Source organism: Helicobacter sp. 12S02232-10 (genome assembly GCF_002272895.1).
In the GTDB taxonomy this organism is placed as follows: domain Bacteria; phylum Campylobacterota; class Campylobacteria; order Campylobacterales; family Helicobacteraceae; genus Helicobacter_J.
Map to the genome: position 1 here is coordinate 32456 of NZ_MLAQ01000007.1, position 14921 is coordinate 47376.

The 14921-nt window shown below is 37.1% G+C and carries 11 protein-coding genes and 4 tRNA genes; 2 read left to right on the forward strand and 13 right to left on the reverse strand.

What is annotated here, in order from left to right; translation table 11 throughout:
* Window positions 1-230: 230 nt before the first annotated feature.
* Both ccoG and BKH41_RS06500 read right to left on the reverse strand, forming a co-directional pair.
* Window positions 231-1613 (reverse strand): cytochrome c oxidase accessory protein CcoG, encoded by a 1383-nt coding sequence (gene ccoG, locus BKH41_RS06495; protein ID WP_095298196.1) that lies wholly within the window; start codon window positions 1611-1613, stop codon window positions 231-233.
* An 89-nt stretch (window positions 1614-1702) separates the two neighbouring features.
* Window positions 1703-2440: an extracellular solute-binding protein gene (locus tag BKH41_RS06500; protein ID WP_095298198.1), complete on the reverse strand. Its 738-nt coding sequence runs from the start codon at window positions 2438-2440 to the stop codon at window positions 1703-1705.
* A 148-nt stretch (window positions 2441-2588) separates the two neighbouring features.
* On the opposite strand from BKH41_RS06500, the gene BKH41_RS06505 reads away from it, so the two are divergent.
* Window positions 2589-4184, forward strand: coding sequence for an ATP-binding cassette domain-containing protein (locus BKH41_RS06505; RefSeq protein WP_095298200.1), 1596 nt, complete (start codon window positions 2589-2591; stop codon window positions 4182-4184).
* 42 nt (window positions 4185-4226) lie between these two features.
* Window positions 4227-4985 (forward strand): ATP-binding protein, encoded by a 759-nt coding sequence (locus tag BKH41_RS06510; RefSeq protein ID WP_095298202.1) that lies wholly within the window; start codon window positions 4227-4229, stop codon window positions 4983-4985.
* Here the strand turns inward: BKH41_RS06510 and BKH41_RS06515 are convergent.
* The 11 genes from BKH41_RS06515 to BKH41_RS06570 all read right to left on the reverse strand — a co-directional run bounded on the left by BKH41_RS06515 (window position 4982) and on the right by BKH41_RS06570 (window position 14917).
* Window positions 4982-6025, reverse strand: a complete 1044-nt coding sequence (locus BKH41_RS06515; protein ID WP_095298204.1) for a nitrogen fixation protein NifS — start codon at window positions 6023-6025, stop codon at window positions 4982-4984. The genes BKH41_RS06510 and BKH41_RS06515 overlap by 4 nt on opposite strands.
* Window positions 6022-7905 carry a selenocysteine-specific translation elongation factor gene (selB, locus tag BKH41_RS06520; RefSeq protein ID WP_095298206.1) on the reverse strand — a complete coding sequence of 628 codons (1884 nt, stop codon included), beginning with the start codon at window positions 7903-7905 and terminating at the stop codon, window positions 6022-6024. Before selB ends, BKH41_RS06515 begins: the two co-directional genes overlap by 4 nt.
* Window positions 7895-9244, reverse strand: a complete 1350-nt coding sequence (gene selA / locus BKH41_RS06525; RefSeq protein WP_095298208.1) for an L-seryl-tRNA(Sec) selenium transferase — start codon at window positions 9242-9244, stop codon at window positions 7895-7897. Before selA ends, selB begins: the two co-directional genes overlap by 11 nt.
* Before the next feature lie 301 nt (window positions 9245-9545).
* Window positions 9546-10454, reverse strand: coding sequence for a hypothetical protein (locus BKH41_RS06535; RefSeq protein ID WP_095298210.1), 909 nt, complete (start codon window positions 10452-10454; stop codon window positions 9546-9548).
* A gap of 9 nt (window positions 10455-10463) precedes the next feature.
* The gene (locus BKH41_RS06540; RefSeq protein WP_095298213.1) at window positions 10464-10736 is read right to left on the reverse strand and encodes a hypothetical protein; all 273 of its coding nucleotides are present in this window, start codon (window positions 10734-10736) and stop codon (window positions 10464-10466) included.
* 252 nt (window positions 10737-10988) lie between these two features.
* Window positions 10989-11065 (reverse strand) — tRNA-Arg (locus tag BKH41_RS06545).
* Between the two features lie 18 nt (window positions 11066-11083).
* Window positions 11084-11160, reverse strand: a tRNA-Arg gene (locus BKH41_RS06550).
* Window positions 11161-11188: 28 nt separating this feature from the next.
* Window positions 11189-11265: transfer RNA gene (locus BKH41_RS06555), tRNA-His, on the reverse strand.
* Window positions 11266-11292: 27 nt separating this feature from the next.
* A tRNA-Pro gene (locus BKH41_RS06560) sits at window positions 11293-11370 on the reverse strand.
* A gap of 83 nt (window positions 11371-11453) precedes the next feature.
* Window positions 11454-13625 (reverse strand): ferrous iron transport protein B, encoded by a 2172-nt coding sequence (feoB, locus tag BKH41_RS06565; protein WP_095298215.1) that lies wholly within the window; start codon window positions 13623-13625, stop codon window positions 11454-11456.
* A 68-nt stretch (window positions 13626-13693) separates the two neighbouring features.
* Window positions 13694-14917: an Opr family porin gene (locus tag BKH41_RS06570; protein WP_095298217.1), complete on the reverse strand. Its 1224-nt coding sequence runs from the start codon at window positions 14915-14917 to the stop codon at window positions 13694-13696.
* Between the last annotated feature and the right edge of the window lie 4 nt (window positions 14918-14921).

Genomic DNA, 14921 nt, shown 5'->3' on the forward strand with positions numbered 1-14921 from the left:
CCTATTATAGTAAAACAATGTTTGAAATAAAGCCTTAAAGCAAAATATTTCATCATATACCATTTCTTTTTGCCCCTGAAAATATCCTTATTATTTATACAACATATATTTTTATTTATTATAACTCATAATGATGAATATTTCAAATGAAAGCAAGTAGTCTTGCTTATCAAATGTGTCAAACCCTTGTTTTAAGGGTATTTTCAATCAAGACATTAAGATATCAGACATCAGTGTTGTTGTAAGATATCTGCACGAGGATAGACAAAAACCGTTTTTCGTTCTATGCGGATTTTGTCAGGTTCATCGGTGGCAAAAGCCTCAATGGTGATAGGGATTGTGATATCTTTATTGGTATTGTCCCCTAAAGGTTTTTTTGCTCTCAAAATTACGACTTCTTTGATTTTGCTCCCTGCTTTTAGAGGGATATCGCTTGTAGGGCGAATGATTTCAATATCGTCGCGATTTTTGATTTTGAAAGCGTATCGGTGATCATTCTTATCGGTATTTTGGAATAAAAAGACATAATCATTATCGATCGTACTTGGATTTCTGATTTCATAAAGCTCAGTGGTACGCGTGATGTTTAAAAGCATATGCTCTTTTTTGCCCCCTACGATTAAAAGAATGGCAAAAACAAAACCAAGCACGACCATATAGCCGATGGTTTTGAATCTGAAATACTTGACTTTAGTTTTTGTCTTTAGGGCATTTGGAGAGATCCAACCGATTAATGAGGGTTTTCCGAGTTTGCCCATCACGGCTGTACAGGCATCGGCGCATTCAAGGCAATTGATACACTCAAGTTGCATTCCTTTGCGGATATCAATATGAGTGGGGCAGACACGAACACATTTTTCGCAGTTGATACATTCGGCATTTGCGTCACGTTTTTGCGGGGGCAAATGGATTTTTTCTCCTTCTTGGGTATAGATGGAACCGCCACGCTTTTCATCATAAATGGCAGTGATGGTATCATCATCATAAAGCACGGATTGCACTCTGGCATAAGGGCACATATAAATGCAAAAATTCTCTGCTATAAAAGTGATATCAAAGATCAAAAAAATCGCAATACAAAGCCAAAATGCCAATAATACCTTATGGTCTTTTGGCGAGGCAAGATAGGTAAAAAAATCTTCAGGCGGGACGAAATAAAATAAAAATACCGCTGCAGCCATCAAGGCAATCAGGGCAAAAATCAAAATCCCGACGATTTTTTTAATGTCATTGGAAAATAGATTGAGCTTGGGTTTTTCTTGTTTGTTGGAGATTTTTTTGCGTAGTTTTAAGATTTTAGTCTCTATAAGGTCGCGATAAATCACGCGAAATATTGTTTGTGGGCAGCTCCAACCGCACCAGATTCGTCCTCCTAGCGTTGTCATAAAAAATATACCCACAAATAAAATGATGAGCAAAAAAGGCATTAAATACAACTCTTGGACGTTAAAAACAATTCCAACCAAATGGAGTTCCATTCGGTCAAAAGACAGCAAAAAAATATGGTTCCCATTGATTTTGATAAAGGGCAGGACTATGGCGATTATGGTGATGATAAAATAAACAAAATAACGTTTTTTTCGATAGAAAGTGCTGTTTGGAAGCGAGTCCATCATCTCTCCTTTGTATGGTTGGGTTATCTTCTAGAAGAAGATAGGTTGTTTTGCAGCAATCGTGAAGGGCTGCTTTTATAAATTACGAATTATCGGGCGATCCAGCCTTTTTGTACCCAGATTTTTTGGGCTTGATTGGAGCGGATAAAGTCGATAAATTCTTGAGCGAGTTTTTTATTTTGAGCATCGTTTGCAATGACGATTTCTGCGGCACGATAAATCACATAGTTTTTTCCTGCGGGAATGAATTTTGCCCCATCATTTTGCCAATGTTTCCAAATGATCATTGCATCGATGTTTTTGTCTTGATTCCAAGATTTCAGTGCTTCGGCACTATTTTTTGCAAATACGAGGATATTTTTTCGGAGTTTTTCTAGATTGCTTATATTCCCGTTTTTAAGTGCCATATCTTCCCATAATCCGGGTTGTCCTGAACCATCTACGACCAAAACACCCACCCCTTGTTTTAAAAGATCATCAAAAGAGTGGATTTTTTTGGGATTGTTTGGACGCACAAGAATTCCTGATTCTCTAATGTTGAGGACTTGCGTGTTTTTGAGATTGATTTTTGATGAAAAAATATTGGCAAATTCATCCATCATCAATGAAGAACCGCTAAAGAAAATATCAGCGTTTTTGAGTGCTTCTTCTTTCCAAATCGGAGTTGGTCCTGCGATGATGTTGATTTGATTTCCCGTTTTGGCTTCATAAGTTTTTGCCAATTCTTTGATGGCAGGGGCAGGACCTCCTGGACCATAGACATTTAAGGTTTGGGCGTTTAGGATTGCCCCCAGTGCGATGAGACTTAGAAAAAATAACTTTATCATTGAAATTCCTTTGGCATTTAACGCTTTTGATTTTAACTCAAACGGCTCGCATTGTATAACTTTTGTCTTAAAATTTAGATTTATATTCTTGTTGGTTTTGGTAAAATTTGATCAAAATATTTCAAAATTTTAAACGAAGGATCCTTTGATGTTGCAGACAATCAATCTTACAATGCGTTATGCTACCAAAAAACTTTTTGAAAATGTTAATATTAAATTGGACAAAAATAAGCGATACGGGCTTATAGGGGCTAATGGTGCAGGAAAAAGTACATTTTTAAAAATCCTAAGTGGGGCAAATGAGGCAAGCAGTGGGGAAGTGGTGATTGAATCAGGATTGCGTTTGGGTGTTTTGGGGCAGGATCAATATGCTTTTGAGTATCTTAGCCTTAAAGATGCTGTTTTGATTGGGAATAAGAGGCTTTATGAGGCAATTAAGGAAAAAGAGAAGCTTTATGAACAAGGCGATTTGAGTGATGAAAAAATCAATGAGCGTTTAGGAGAGCTTGAAATGATTTGTGCTGAAGAAGATCCGATGTATGAAGCAGAAGTTGTGATTGAAAAAATATTGGAGGATTTAGGATTTGAAAGATCGATGCACGAAGAACCTATGAGGACACTCACAGGCGGGGATAAGTTCAAAATCTTATTGGCGCAAGTGCTTTTTCCAAAGCCTGATATTTTACTCTTAGATGAGCCGACTAATAACCTTGATTTGCATTCTATTGCGTGGCTGGAAGAAAATCTGAAGCATCACGAAGGGACAATGGTAGTCATCAGCCACGACAGGCACTTTTTAAATGCAGTTTGTACGCATATTTTGGATATGGATTTTCATACCGTGCGAGAGTTTAGCGGGAATTATGATGATTGGTATATTGCTTCTACACTCATTGCAAAACAACAAGAAGCCCAAAGAAATAAAAAGCTTAAGGAAAAAGAAGAGCTTGAGACTTTTATCGCACGTTTTTCAGCTAACGCAAGTAAAGCCAAACAAGCCACTTCTAGGCAAAAACAGCTTGAAAAACTCAATATCGAAAGCTTGGCAGTTTCAGCTAGACGCGATCCAAGCATTGTATTCAAACCAAAACGCTTGATTGGGAATGAGGCACTTGAATGTGAGAATGTTTCTAAAAGCTACGGAGATCATCCTGTGCTTAAAAATGTGAGTATTAAGGTAATGCCAAGCGATAAGATTGCCATCATAGGACCTAATGGAGTGGGCAAAAGCACACTATGTAAAATCCTTGTAGAAGAGCTTCCTGCTGATATAGGTAGTGTAAAATGGGGAGCAACAGTGCAAAGAGGATATTTTCCTCAAAATGTGAGCGAAGAAATCAAAGGCAAAGAGAGTCTTTATGAATGGCTTCGCAGTTTTGACAAAAAAATAGAATCTTCTGAAATTAGGACGAGTTTAGGGCGAATGCTTTTTAGCGGGGAAGAGCAAGAAAAAAGTATCGATGCCTTAAGTGGTGGGGAAAAGCATCGGATGGTGCTTTCAAAACTAATGCTTGAGGGAGGTAATTTTTTGGTGCTTGATGAGCCAACGAATCATTTGGATTTGGAATCTATCATTGCTTTGGGGGAAGCACTTTATAAGTTTGAGGGTTGTGTGATTTGTGTGAGTCACGATCGGGAGCTGATTGATGCGTATGCCAATCGGATCATTGAGCTTGTTCCAAGCCAAGAGGGGGCAAAAGTGATTGATTTTAGAGGCAGTTATGAAGAGTATTTGCAAAGATGAGTTTTTTAGATTTTAAATGGTGTTTTTAAGTGGGGTAAAAGTATGGATTTAAAATGCGATTGGGAAAAGAGTAAAGCTTGCGTATTCCGAAACTTTTTAGGTGGGTATTTTCATCTGATCAAAGAATTTGACAGGGTTGATTTGAGAGGGCTTTTGGGATTAGAGGCAGAGATTAAAAAACTTGAAAAAAACACTTTAGCATTTTGTGAGGGAAAAAGTGCTTCTAATGTCCTTTTATGGGGAGCGAGGGGCTGTGGCAAAAGCTCAATGATGAAAGGAGTGTTTGCAAAATACCTCTATGAGGTTGATACACCTTTGCGTTTGGTTGAGATAGAAAAAAACGACATTCATATCCTGCCTTTTTTGATAGATGATTTAAGAGAGCGATCATTCCGATTTGTGATTTATTGTGATGATTTGTCTTTTGAAGTCGGTGATAAAAGTTACAAAGCCCTTAAAAGCGTTTTGGAGGGTTCGCTTGAGAAGAAACCTGAAAACGTGTTGGTATATGCGACTTCCAATCGGCGCCATTTGGTTGCTGAGAGTGAAGAAGTTTTAGAGATCCATCAAAATGATGTATTTGATGAGTTGATCTCTTTAAGTGATCGTTTCGGGCTGTCTATGGGGGTTTATGCGCTTGGAGCAGAGGAATATTTGGCGATTGTGAGAAGCTTATGCGCTACTGAAGAAGAGTTTTTATCCATCAAAAATCAAGCGATGAATTATGCAGGTATCAAAGGAAATAGGAGTGGGAGAAGCGCAAAGGAATTTTATAAGCTCTATAAAAACGGGATTATTTAGATTTCTAGTGTTCGGATTTGATGGTATGTTTGGGCTAAGGTCTCACAAAGTGCTTTTGGATTTTTCTTATAGCTCACACTTAGCAATTCTCTTGCCTCAAGTTCTGTATAGCCCATCTCTTGGAGGACAAAGGAGGGAGAGAAAAAACCATAAAGGCATTGCGTTCCGTTGATAGCATAGATTTTTTGGATCAGGAGTGCTTGCAAGAGATTTCTTGCTTTTATGGAGGCAAACCTTAGGGGGAGTGAGTTTGGAAGCGTGTTTTCAAGGGGAGCAAATAAATTTAAATTATCTTTAAGTTTTTCTTTTAAGTCTTGATAAAATGCGTTTTTGCTATCTTCTTGGGAAGTTTCTTGCAAATCTTTAAGACCTTTAATCAATGAGGCGAAGAGTTTTGGGGTTGGCAAGGTTTTTGGGAATATTTGCGTGTCAAAGAAATTTTTGGCAATGATGACTCCGTGAGAACGCAAAACGCCCAAAGATTCGCCATTGAGCAAAAATAGAGTGTGTGCATCCAAGATATCAGGTATGGGGAGATTTAGACTTGAAGCATAGCTGATATCAACAATCAGAACAAATTTTTTTAAGTGCTTTTTTAATACAAGTTTGATTTCTTCGATGGGATTGCGTGTCAAGATATCTTCATTGGCAAGAGGAATGATAAAACATTCATATTTTTTTTGGATGGCTTCTAAAACGTTTTCAACTTCAATCAAGCCACTTTTTTTATTTGGAATGAGCTTATGAATAGGAAAATTCAGGAGTTTGAGCGCTTCATAACTCTGCTGATGGTTGCTAATGGCACACGCGATTTTATAAAACTTGGCAAGTCTTAAAAATAATTCTGTCCAATGGGCACAAAGAAAGCCAAACGGTATGCTGTATTCACCCCCAAAAATCGTTGCAAGCGTTTTGGAGTCTTGCATTAAGCGTGCATTTTCTTCGGGGTCTATGGGAGAAAGATTGGGTTGGGTCAAAGAAATAAGGATTTGATTGGCTTGTGAGTTTGTGGGGTAGTTTTGCAAAAAATCCAGTCTCATTTTTTTCCTTTATATTTAAAGGTTCGCTTGCCTTGAATGTTTTGAATATCTTCAAATTGATCGAGGTTCTCAAGATAGGCAATCAGGTATTTTCTACTTAAAGGGAGCTTAGCTTTTAAAAGTGTGACATCGATATAGCCGTGCTGTTCTATGAGCGTACGCATTAGAGTGTGTAGTTCTTTTAAGGCACTTTGGGCGATAAAAAGATTATGTTGGAGCCGGATGATTTTTTTGCTTGCACATAGTTTTTTTAGGGCATTGTCCCCGCTTTTTGTATCGATATCAAGATCATCATAAATATTGTAAGGGGCAATCGGGGAGAATTTTTGAGAAAGAATGGTTGTAAAAAGTGTTTCTTGAAGAAATTCGGCAATGTTTTTGATGTTATTTTGTTTAGATAGATAAAGCCCATCTTGTTGGTAGATAAATCTTTCTTTCTCTAATTCCCATAGGGCTTTTTGAATGAAATCCAAAGATGCCCATTTGATTTTTTGTCGGATACTTGCAGCTGATAGGATCGCATTTTTGTTTTTTCCAAAAGTTTCTAAGATATCGTTTTTAATCATTTCAAATGTTTGGGGGTGATAGATCACAAGGTTTTTGGAATCAAGAAAAACTTCAGGGATTAAAGAGGCGATTTTTAAGCATTCTTCGTGAGAAAGGTTAAATCGTTGCGGGGAGCTGATTAGAGCAAAGCCTTTTTTATGTGCGCAAGAGCAAAATAAAAAAGCATTTTTAAAATCTTTTTGAAGTAAAAAATTGCAGTATGCGTATTTTTGCTTTTTTTTCATCGGATCAGTGATTGGATTTAAGATTTCTCCCCCGCCTATGGTTTTATCTCCATTTCTTAGGATAAATTTTTCGCCAAAAACGCTGAAAATTTTTTCATCTGTTTTTAAGGTCGCGAGCAAGTAGGGTTTATCGGCATTATCTATAGAGGGGTTTAATAGGGAAATTTTTGCGTTGCATTTTTTGGTTCCGATGAAAAATTGTACCTCTAGATTATGGAAGTCAGCTTGAAGTAATGGATAAATGATAACATCGATTGTATCAAACCCTCTAATATATCCTTTTTTGCTAAGTAAAAAACCTCTTTTTAGTGCAGAAGACTCTATTCCCTTGAGGTTAAAAGCGATCCGATGTCCTGAGGTTGCTTCATCGATGAAAACGTTATGGTTGGTGATGTTTTTGATGGTTGCTTCCGTATCAAGATCGCAGATATAAACGGAGTCGTTTTTGGAGATTTTTCCGCTTAGGACACTTCCAGTTGCAATAGTCCCTGCTCCTGCGACACTAAAAACTCTATCGATGTAATATCTGAAGAATGCAGCGAATTCTTTTTGGGGTTTTGGAATTGCATAAAGTAGATTGATAAGCTGTTCTTTTGTGCTTTGGATATGAATGCTGAATTCTGCAATTTTATAAAGCTTGATATTTTTGAGTTTGGAAAATAAAGTTTGGATCTCTTTTTTTAAGTCCGTCAGTGCCTCTGCATCTTTGAGTAAGTCAATTTTGGTGATGATGCAAACTCCAAGTGTTATTCCAAGAATATCTGCGATTTGGAGATGTTCGATGGTTTGGGGCATAATCCCTTCATTTGCACTGATGACAAGGAGAAAAACATCAATGCCAAATGCCCCAGCAATCATATTTTTGATGAGTTTTTCGTGACCGGGAACATCAATGAAAGCGATATTCCTGCCTTTATCATCGTCTGATCTTGGGGGAAGGGACAGGTTTGAAAAACTGATATCTAGAGTGATACCCCTTTGTTTTTCTTCAGGCTGCCCATCTCCATCAAATCCATTTAAGGCTTTAATAAGATTTGTTTTGCCGTGATCAATATGCCCGCCAAGCCCTATAATAAGGTCATTTTTCATTTTCTATCTCAAGGAAAATATTTTGAATTTGTTTGAAATGAGAGGGATTTAAGCAACGCGTATCTAAAAGAATTTTGTCGCTTTGGATTCTTGCAATCAGACCTTTGGAGCGTATTTTTTCATTGAGGGCTTGTGTTTTTATGAATTTATGGCTTAAAGAAATCCCATATGAGGAAAATTCTTTTTCAGGCAATGCTCCTCCGCCTGCTTTTGAGGTCAAAGCGATGATTTTACAATTGAGGTTTGGTAAAATCGTGAGTTTTTTAGAAAGTTCAATCGCCTTTTGATGTAAATGCTCTTGGGTTTGATGCAACATTGAGAGAGTAGGAATCATTTCGATCTTGTTTTCCAAGTAGGCCTTTAGAGTTGCCATAAGGGCAAAAATAGTAAATTTATCAACACGCAATGCCCGTAAGAGATGATTTTTTTTGAGCTGTTCTATCAGGGTTTTTTTTCCAAAAATGATCCCTGCTTGAGGACCTCCTAAAAGCTTATCCCCGCTAAAACTCACTAAGCTTGGATTTTTGGAAGCAATCTCAATCAAAGAGGGTTCAGAAATTTCAGGAATCGGAGCGATAAAACCGCTTCCGACATCGTAGTAATCAATCAGATTATGCTTTTTTGCCAGCGCGCTTAAGTCTTGAAATGGGACTTCTTGAGTGAAGCCGATTTGCTTGAAGTTGCTTTGATGGACTTTAAGAAGGAGGCTGCAATTTTCATTGAGTGCATTTTCATAGTCTTGTAAATGCGTTTTGTTCGTTGTCCCGACTTCTTTTAAAATTCCTCCGGCACAAAGTATGATTTCAGGGATACGAAAACTCCCGCCAATCTCAATGAGTTCGCCTCTTGAGATAACCACTTCTTTGTTTTTAGCAAAAGTGCTGATGATGAGCAAGACTGCAGCGGCGTTATTATTGACTACAAGGGCGTCTTCGCATTCAAAAAGTGTGCAGATAAATTTTTTAATGTGCGCATATCTTTCTCCTCTTTGACCTTTTTGTAAGTCGTATTCAAGATTATTGTATTCGCCCATCAGTGGAAAAACTTCTTCAAGCAGTTTTTTGGAAAAAATACTTCTTCCAAGATTTGTTTGAAGGATCACGCCCGTAGCGTTTATCAAGGGTTTTAAATCGGGGGTTAAAAGTTTTTCATAGGCTTTGGCGATGGTTTCTAAAATATCTTCATAAGGGGGTAAGATTTGATTTTCAAGCAGTTTTTGGCGTAAAATTTGGATTTGTTCTTGGGCGATTTGTTTTAAAAGAAAAATATTTTTAGTTTGAAATCGGGGTTCTTTGAGGAGTTTGTCAATTTTTGGGAGTTGGGATAATGATTCTCTCAAAGCAGTCCTTTTATGGGATTTTAAAATAAATATAATTATAATGAAAGCGGTTTTAAGTTTTGTTTAATGGGGGGCAAGCATAGCTGGTGCGTGCCTTGGGCTTCAAACCCATAGAGCGTTCAGGTGTCTGGATGTTGGGAGGTTCGATTCCTCCGCCCTCTCGCCTTTTTGATTTTATGAGATTGACATCATCATAAGAACGAAGAAAGATGATTGATTGAAATTCTATTGATAAAAAATTAAATTTTATGACTTTTAAAGATAGTATTGTAATCTAGAAACAAAGAGAAAATCTCTTTGTTTATTTGAAATATATCCCTATAGTTCCATTGTAAGCAATGACATTAGAGTTGAAAGCTTGAGTCATTATTTCTATGCCATATTTAAAACCAAAATGCTCATTGAAATCGTATTTTCCTCCTCCTTCAATACCTACACCATAGGATTCAAAACCATTTTTATGCAATCTGATATGATTGAGCGTATCTGAATCTTTTTGGGAATAGCCTAACCCGAGAAAACTCATATGATTCCCATTGTTCATTTGCAATAAAAGTCTTACACCAACCTCATCGCCGTTTCTGAAACTCATATCTTTGTAATTTTGAGTTAGATTCAGCCTATAGTAGATTTGTGTTATTGCGGATACAAACTTATCATCTTTCTTTTTTTCTTTGACGATGTTAAAAAATAATGTATGTCCTTTGAAAAAGTTCATATGGGTATTTGTATTCTCAAACAAGCTATTGCTGATGATGTCTGAATTATCCCCGATGATAAATTTATAAGTCTCACTTTGATATATTTTGCCCATCAAACCGATGTTAGCGGAGTTGAAAGCAAAAGAACCAGCGACATTGTCATCACTTTTTGCAGCGTTATGTTGGTAGTAGCCGTTTGCATTGGCAGATATTTCCAAGCGGTCTAAAATCCCATATCGAGCGTTGATGTTGGCATTAAAGAATACCTGAGATGTTTTGGGATTGTCTTTTTGATAAGAGGGTAGGGGAATGTATTGGGGATTGATCGAGTTGCGGTATGCAAAAGGTACTGCAGTATCTTCAACCCTATTAAGTGCCATTGCAGAAACATCGACGCCAAATGTAAAATTATTACTTTCAAGCACATCACCTTCTATGGGTGGGGTGGCGTGAGCTACCCCTGCGATGAAAAGTGAAATAAAAAGGGCTAAAAAGGTCAATTTTTTCATCATAATCCCTTAAAGAAGCAAGAGTGCCAGTGCAAATCCAGTGCCCCAGCTAAATCCGCGCTTAAAGTCATTCCAAAAGCCAAAGCCCTGTGTGCTTTTCATTTCATCTAAGCTCAATGGACTTACATTGACCTGACCACCAAAAATTGCATCCATATCCGATGGGCTTAATTCCTGAGTCAAAGCTGCCCCAGATGGGTTTGAGTTATAGGCAGGCTGGGCATAGCTTAAGCTGCCTCCGATACCAAAAATTAATAATGAAATTAGTAAAACTTTTTTCATTTTTTAAGTCCTTTTATATTAATTTTAAATTAACTATATAAAATATAATTGATTTATGTAATAACTATATAAAAAATTTATTTTATTGTCAATAAATAATTATATTAAATCATAAAGGCTATTTTTTATGTTACATATTGTTACAACAATGAGAATGATTATCATATTGTAAAAAAGATTTGGATTTTGTGATGATTATGAAAGTTTGCAATCAGAATTGATCATAAGTAAGATTTGAAATATAGGGTTTAGTGGTGCGCCCGGCAGGATTCGAACCTGCGACCTACGGCTTAGAAGGCTGTTGCTCTATCCAACTGAGCTACGAGCGCGTTAAAATTTAAGTCAGGTGGTACGCCCGAAGGGAGTCGAACCCCTAACCCCCAGATCCGAAGTCTGGTGCTCTATCCAATTGAGCTACGAACGCAGAAGTTATTGATTAAAAATTAAATTTATGGGGTGGGAGATGGGGCTCGAACCCACGACCCTCAGAGCCACAACCTGATGCTCTAACCAACTGAGCTACACCCACCATAAAGAATTGTCATTTAAACCAAAATGGTCGGGGCGAAAGGATTCGAACCTTCGACCCCTTGGTCCCAAACCAAGTGCGCTAACCAGACTGCGCTACGCCCCGACAAAAAGTTGTAAGGCGGAATTATACTCAAACCCTGTTATTTTTGTCAAGGAAAGCCAAGATTGAAAAACTTTCAAAAATGTTTAAAAAATCCAAAGCATAGCGTATTTTGTCGCATAAAAACCAAGTAGAGAAAACACATAAGCTGTGATTGTCGTGAATGCAAAAAGATAAAAAACAAATTTAACCCCGCCTGCTTCTCTGCCAAATGTGATGGTAGCTGCAAAACAGGGAATATAAAACATAATAAAAATAATGAAAGCGATGGCAGAGGGAATGCTGACGTTTTTCCTTAAGGTTTCTCTGAAGCTTTGAGAGTTTTCATCTTCGCTGTCTCCAAGTGAATAAAGCACTCCAAGAGTAGAAACTACAACTTCTTTTGCAGCAAATCCTGTTACAAGAGAAATGGAAAGCCGCCAATCAAAATTCATTGGTGCAAAAATTGGTTTTAAAAATATTCCTATTTGTCCGGCATAGCTTTGTTGTAAGTTGAATTCTTCAAGCTCATTTTTAAGGTCTATAATCATTTCTTCTTTTTTGGTTTGAGGAATTTTTTTGTTTTTTTCTACAGAGGTTATTTTATCGTCGTATTGCTTTTTTAGTTCAGGATTTTTAGGGTATTGGGATGCAAACCATACGAGCATCGAACCTATCAGGATAAAAGTTCCTGCTTTTTTGAGATACATTAGGGATTTTGTATAAATGCTAAACCAGACTATTCTCCAGCTTGGAAGTCGATATTTGGGCATTTCCATTACAAAAGGTTCGTTTTTTCCTTTAAAGACACTGAGTTTTAGGATCTTTGCCATTAAAAGAGCAACCAAAGAACCTAAAAAATAGATACAAAATAACACGATTCCAGCGTATTTATCAGGAAAAAAAGAACCGATAAATAGGACATAGATCGGAAGTCTTGCGCTACAGCTCATAAACCCTATGATAAATAAGGTAATGAGTCGTTCGTTTTTGTTTTGGAGGGTGCGGGTCGCCATATAGGCTGGAACGCTACATCCAAATCCTGTAACAAGTGGAATAAAACTTTTTCCGTGAAGCCCGAATTTATGAAAAATTCCATCGAGCAAAAAAGCGACACGTGACATATAACCGGTGGATTCTAGAAGTGAAATGCCAAAATATAAGATGATAATCAAAGGTAAAAATGAAATGACTGCTCCTACGCCCCCGATGATACCATCTCCTATTAAAGAGGCAAAGTTTTCATCAGGTATGCTTGATTTGACCCAATCACCAAACCATCCTATGCCATCTTCGGCATAGGTTTGGAGTGTTCCTCCAATGATAAAGCTTAGGTAAAAAAGAATAAACATAAAGAGTAAAAAAATAGGCAAGCCAAAATATTGGTTTAGCAAAATCGAATCAATACTTTGGGCTTGGCGCAAGGATTTTTTGGGGAATGAAATCACTTCTTGAGCTGCTCCTTTACCAAAAGCAAGTGCATCTGAAGCAAATATATTTTGGACATTGCTTTCTCCAGAGCATTTATAAAGGGATTGGATAGAAGAATTGACAACTTTAGAGAGTTCAAGCCAACAGGCCTTATCGTGTAAATATGAATAAATAAAGGTTTGTTGGGATAGCAGCATTACAGCAACTTGTCTTAGGGTGAAGTGTTCTTTATTTTTATCGTGAGTTAAAAAAACTGAAATTTCAGGGTATGATTTTTGTGTGAGGAAATTTACAAGCGTTTGGATTTGGGTCTCAATAAAATCTGTATAAATTCTTTTTGGTGGTTTGAAATCAGCTTTATAAAGATCAATGATTGATTGGAGTAAAAAATTCATATCAAAGTGTTTGCTTGCTGAAGTTGGGATACATTGCACTCCTAGTATTTCTGAAAGGAGCTTTTCATTAATGATGATTTTTTCTTTTTGGGCTTCATCCCACATATTTAAGGCAACTATGGTTTTTTTGTTTAACCCTAATACTTGAGTTGTTAGAGCAAGATTTCGCTCCAAATTAGTTGCATCAAGAACATTTAAGATGATATCGTAAGATCCGCTTTCTAAAAATTCTTTGGTTACTTTTTCTTCCAGCGTGAAGTCACTTAGGGAATAAGTTCCTGGAAGGTCGATAATGGTGATTTTTGTGCCGTTGTAATATAGGGAAGCTTCTGCTTTTTCAACGGTAACGCCCGTAAAGTTGCCAACCTTAAGATGTGCGCCACTGACGCTGTTGATTAAAGAACTTTTGCCTACATTCGGCTGTCCGACAAGCACTATGGTAATTTCTTCCATTTATTCAATTCTCTGATTTTTGGATTTTTTAAAATTATAACTAATTAAGATTAATTATTATTATATTTTTAAAAAGACAATCGAATACCGCCATTGATTTGAGTAGTGGTTGGGATACCAGTAGAGCTTTTATGGGTGTTTAGAACGTTTAAAATCCCAAATACATTATGGGTAAAGCCGATTTCTGTGGAAAAGTTAATTTCATTTTGTCTTGAAGAAATGCCATAAGAGGTACTGCCATAAGCTAGAGAAAATTTGAATCTTTTAACGTTTGCACTGATGGCAGCATAGATCAGATTTCCATTTTTTTGAGTTTTGATTGCCTTGCCACCCCATATAAAAAAAGGATCAATGCTATCGCCCATAATATCAAGATTTCCCCATCCTGAATCTTTTGAGGTATGGATATAGCCTGCTGCGACTTCAAAAAAATCCATTCCAAAAAAAATTTTTGCGTCCAAAGCTGAAGCATTATGGGTATAGCCACTATAACGCTCACTCCCTTCAAAACTATAGGCATAGCCCACATCTGCACCGATAAAAAATCTTGAAATATTGAATTTTCCGTTTGCCCTTGCTCCTAGTGCAGTGAAAACTTTCGGAGTGAAAAATGTATAAGCTTTAATGGTTAGTGTTTCGGTAATATAGTATTTGAGAGCTAAATTAAGAAGCCCAAAACGCGAATAGGGATTGACCCTGTCAAATTCTGTCATTTGATAGTAGGCAATTCGTCCATAATCATTGATCCAAAATCCTTCAAGCATTAATTTATCAATAGAGCGATTGCGTATCCAAACTCCATCGCTCATCGTATTGATCCATTCATTGGGAATGATAAATCTTCCAGCTTTTATATTTGTGTCTCCATCAAAATATTCCAAAAAAGATTCTGCAAGTGCGGCTTGATTGTGGTTAAAAAAATCCTTAGAAGCATCTCCTTTTCCAGCATTTCTGATATTGGGTATTTGGGGTATTAATAGGTTTTTATGGGCATTATAAAATGGGGCAGCTGCTCTAAAACCCACAGCGGCACGAATATTTTTATAGAATCCTGAAGTATAACTTAAGCCAACGCTTCCCAAAAAGTAACCTGTATTTCCAAGATAGCTGTAAGTGGCAAGATTTTTGCCGATGCTTGTTGCTTGACCCTTGCCCAATCCTTGATAGTCTCCATAAAAAATAACATCTCCTTTGGAGACACCGTTTTTGAGAGCTTCATCAATGCTGTCGTAGCTATAAGCAGAGTCAAGACCCAGCGTGCAAAGAAAAGCTATTTTTAAGAATTTTTTCACAAAT

What these genes read in the sequence shown, in the direction of transcription:
- ccoG (WP_095298196.1), bottom strand. Translation starts at nt 1,613, where the DNA reads ATGGACTCGCTTCCAAACAGCACTTTCTATCGAAAAAAACGTTATTTT.
- BKH41_RS06500 (WP_095298198.1), bottom strand. Translation starts at nt 2,440, where the DNA reads ATGATAAAGTTATTTTTTCTAAGTCTCATCGCACTGGGGGCAATCCTA.
- BKH41_RS06505 (WP_095298200.1), top strand. Translation starts at nt 2,589, where the DNA reads ATGTTGCAGACAATCAATCTTACAATGCGTTATGCTACCAAAAAACTT.
- BKH41_RS06510 (WP_095298202.1), top strand. Translation starts at nt 4,227, where the DNA reads ATGGATTTAAAATGCGATTGGGAAAAGAGTAAAGCTTGCGTATTCCGA.
- BKH41_RS06515 (WP_095298204.1), bottom strand. Translation starts at nt 6,025, where the DNA reads ATGAGACTGGATTTTTTGCAAAACTACCCCACAAACTCACAAGCCAAT.
- selB (WP_095298206.1), bottom strand. Translation starts at nt 7,905, where the DNA reads ATGAAAAATGACCTTATTATAGGGCTTGGCGGGCATATTGATCACGGC.
- BKH41_RS06535 (WP_095298210.1), bottom strand. Translation starts at nt 10,454, where the DNA reads ATGAAAAAATTGACCTTTTTAGCCCTTTTTATTTCACTTTTCATCGCA.
- BKH41_RS06540 (WP_095298213.1), bottom strand. Translation starts at nt 10,736, where the DNA reads ATGAAAAAAGTTTTACTAATTTCATTATTAATTTTTGGTATCGGAGGC.
- feoB (WP_095298215.1), bottom strand. Translation starts at nt 13,625, where the DNA reads ATGGAAGAAATTACCATAGTGCTTGTCGGACAGCCGAATGTAGGCAAA.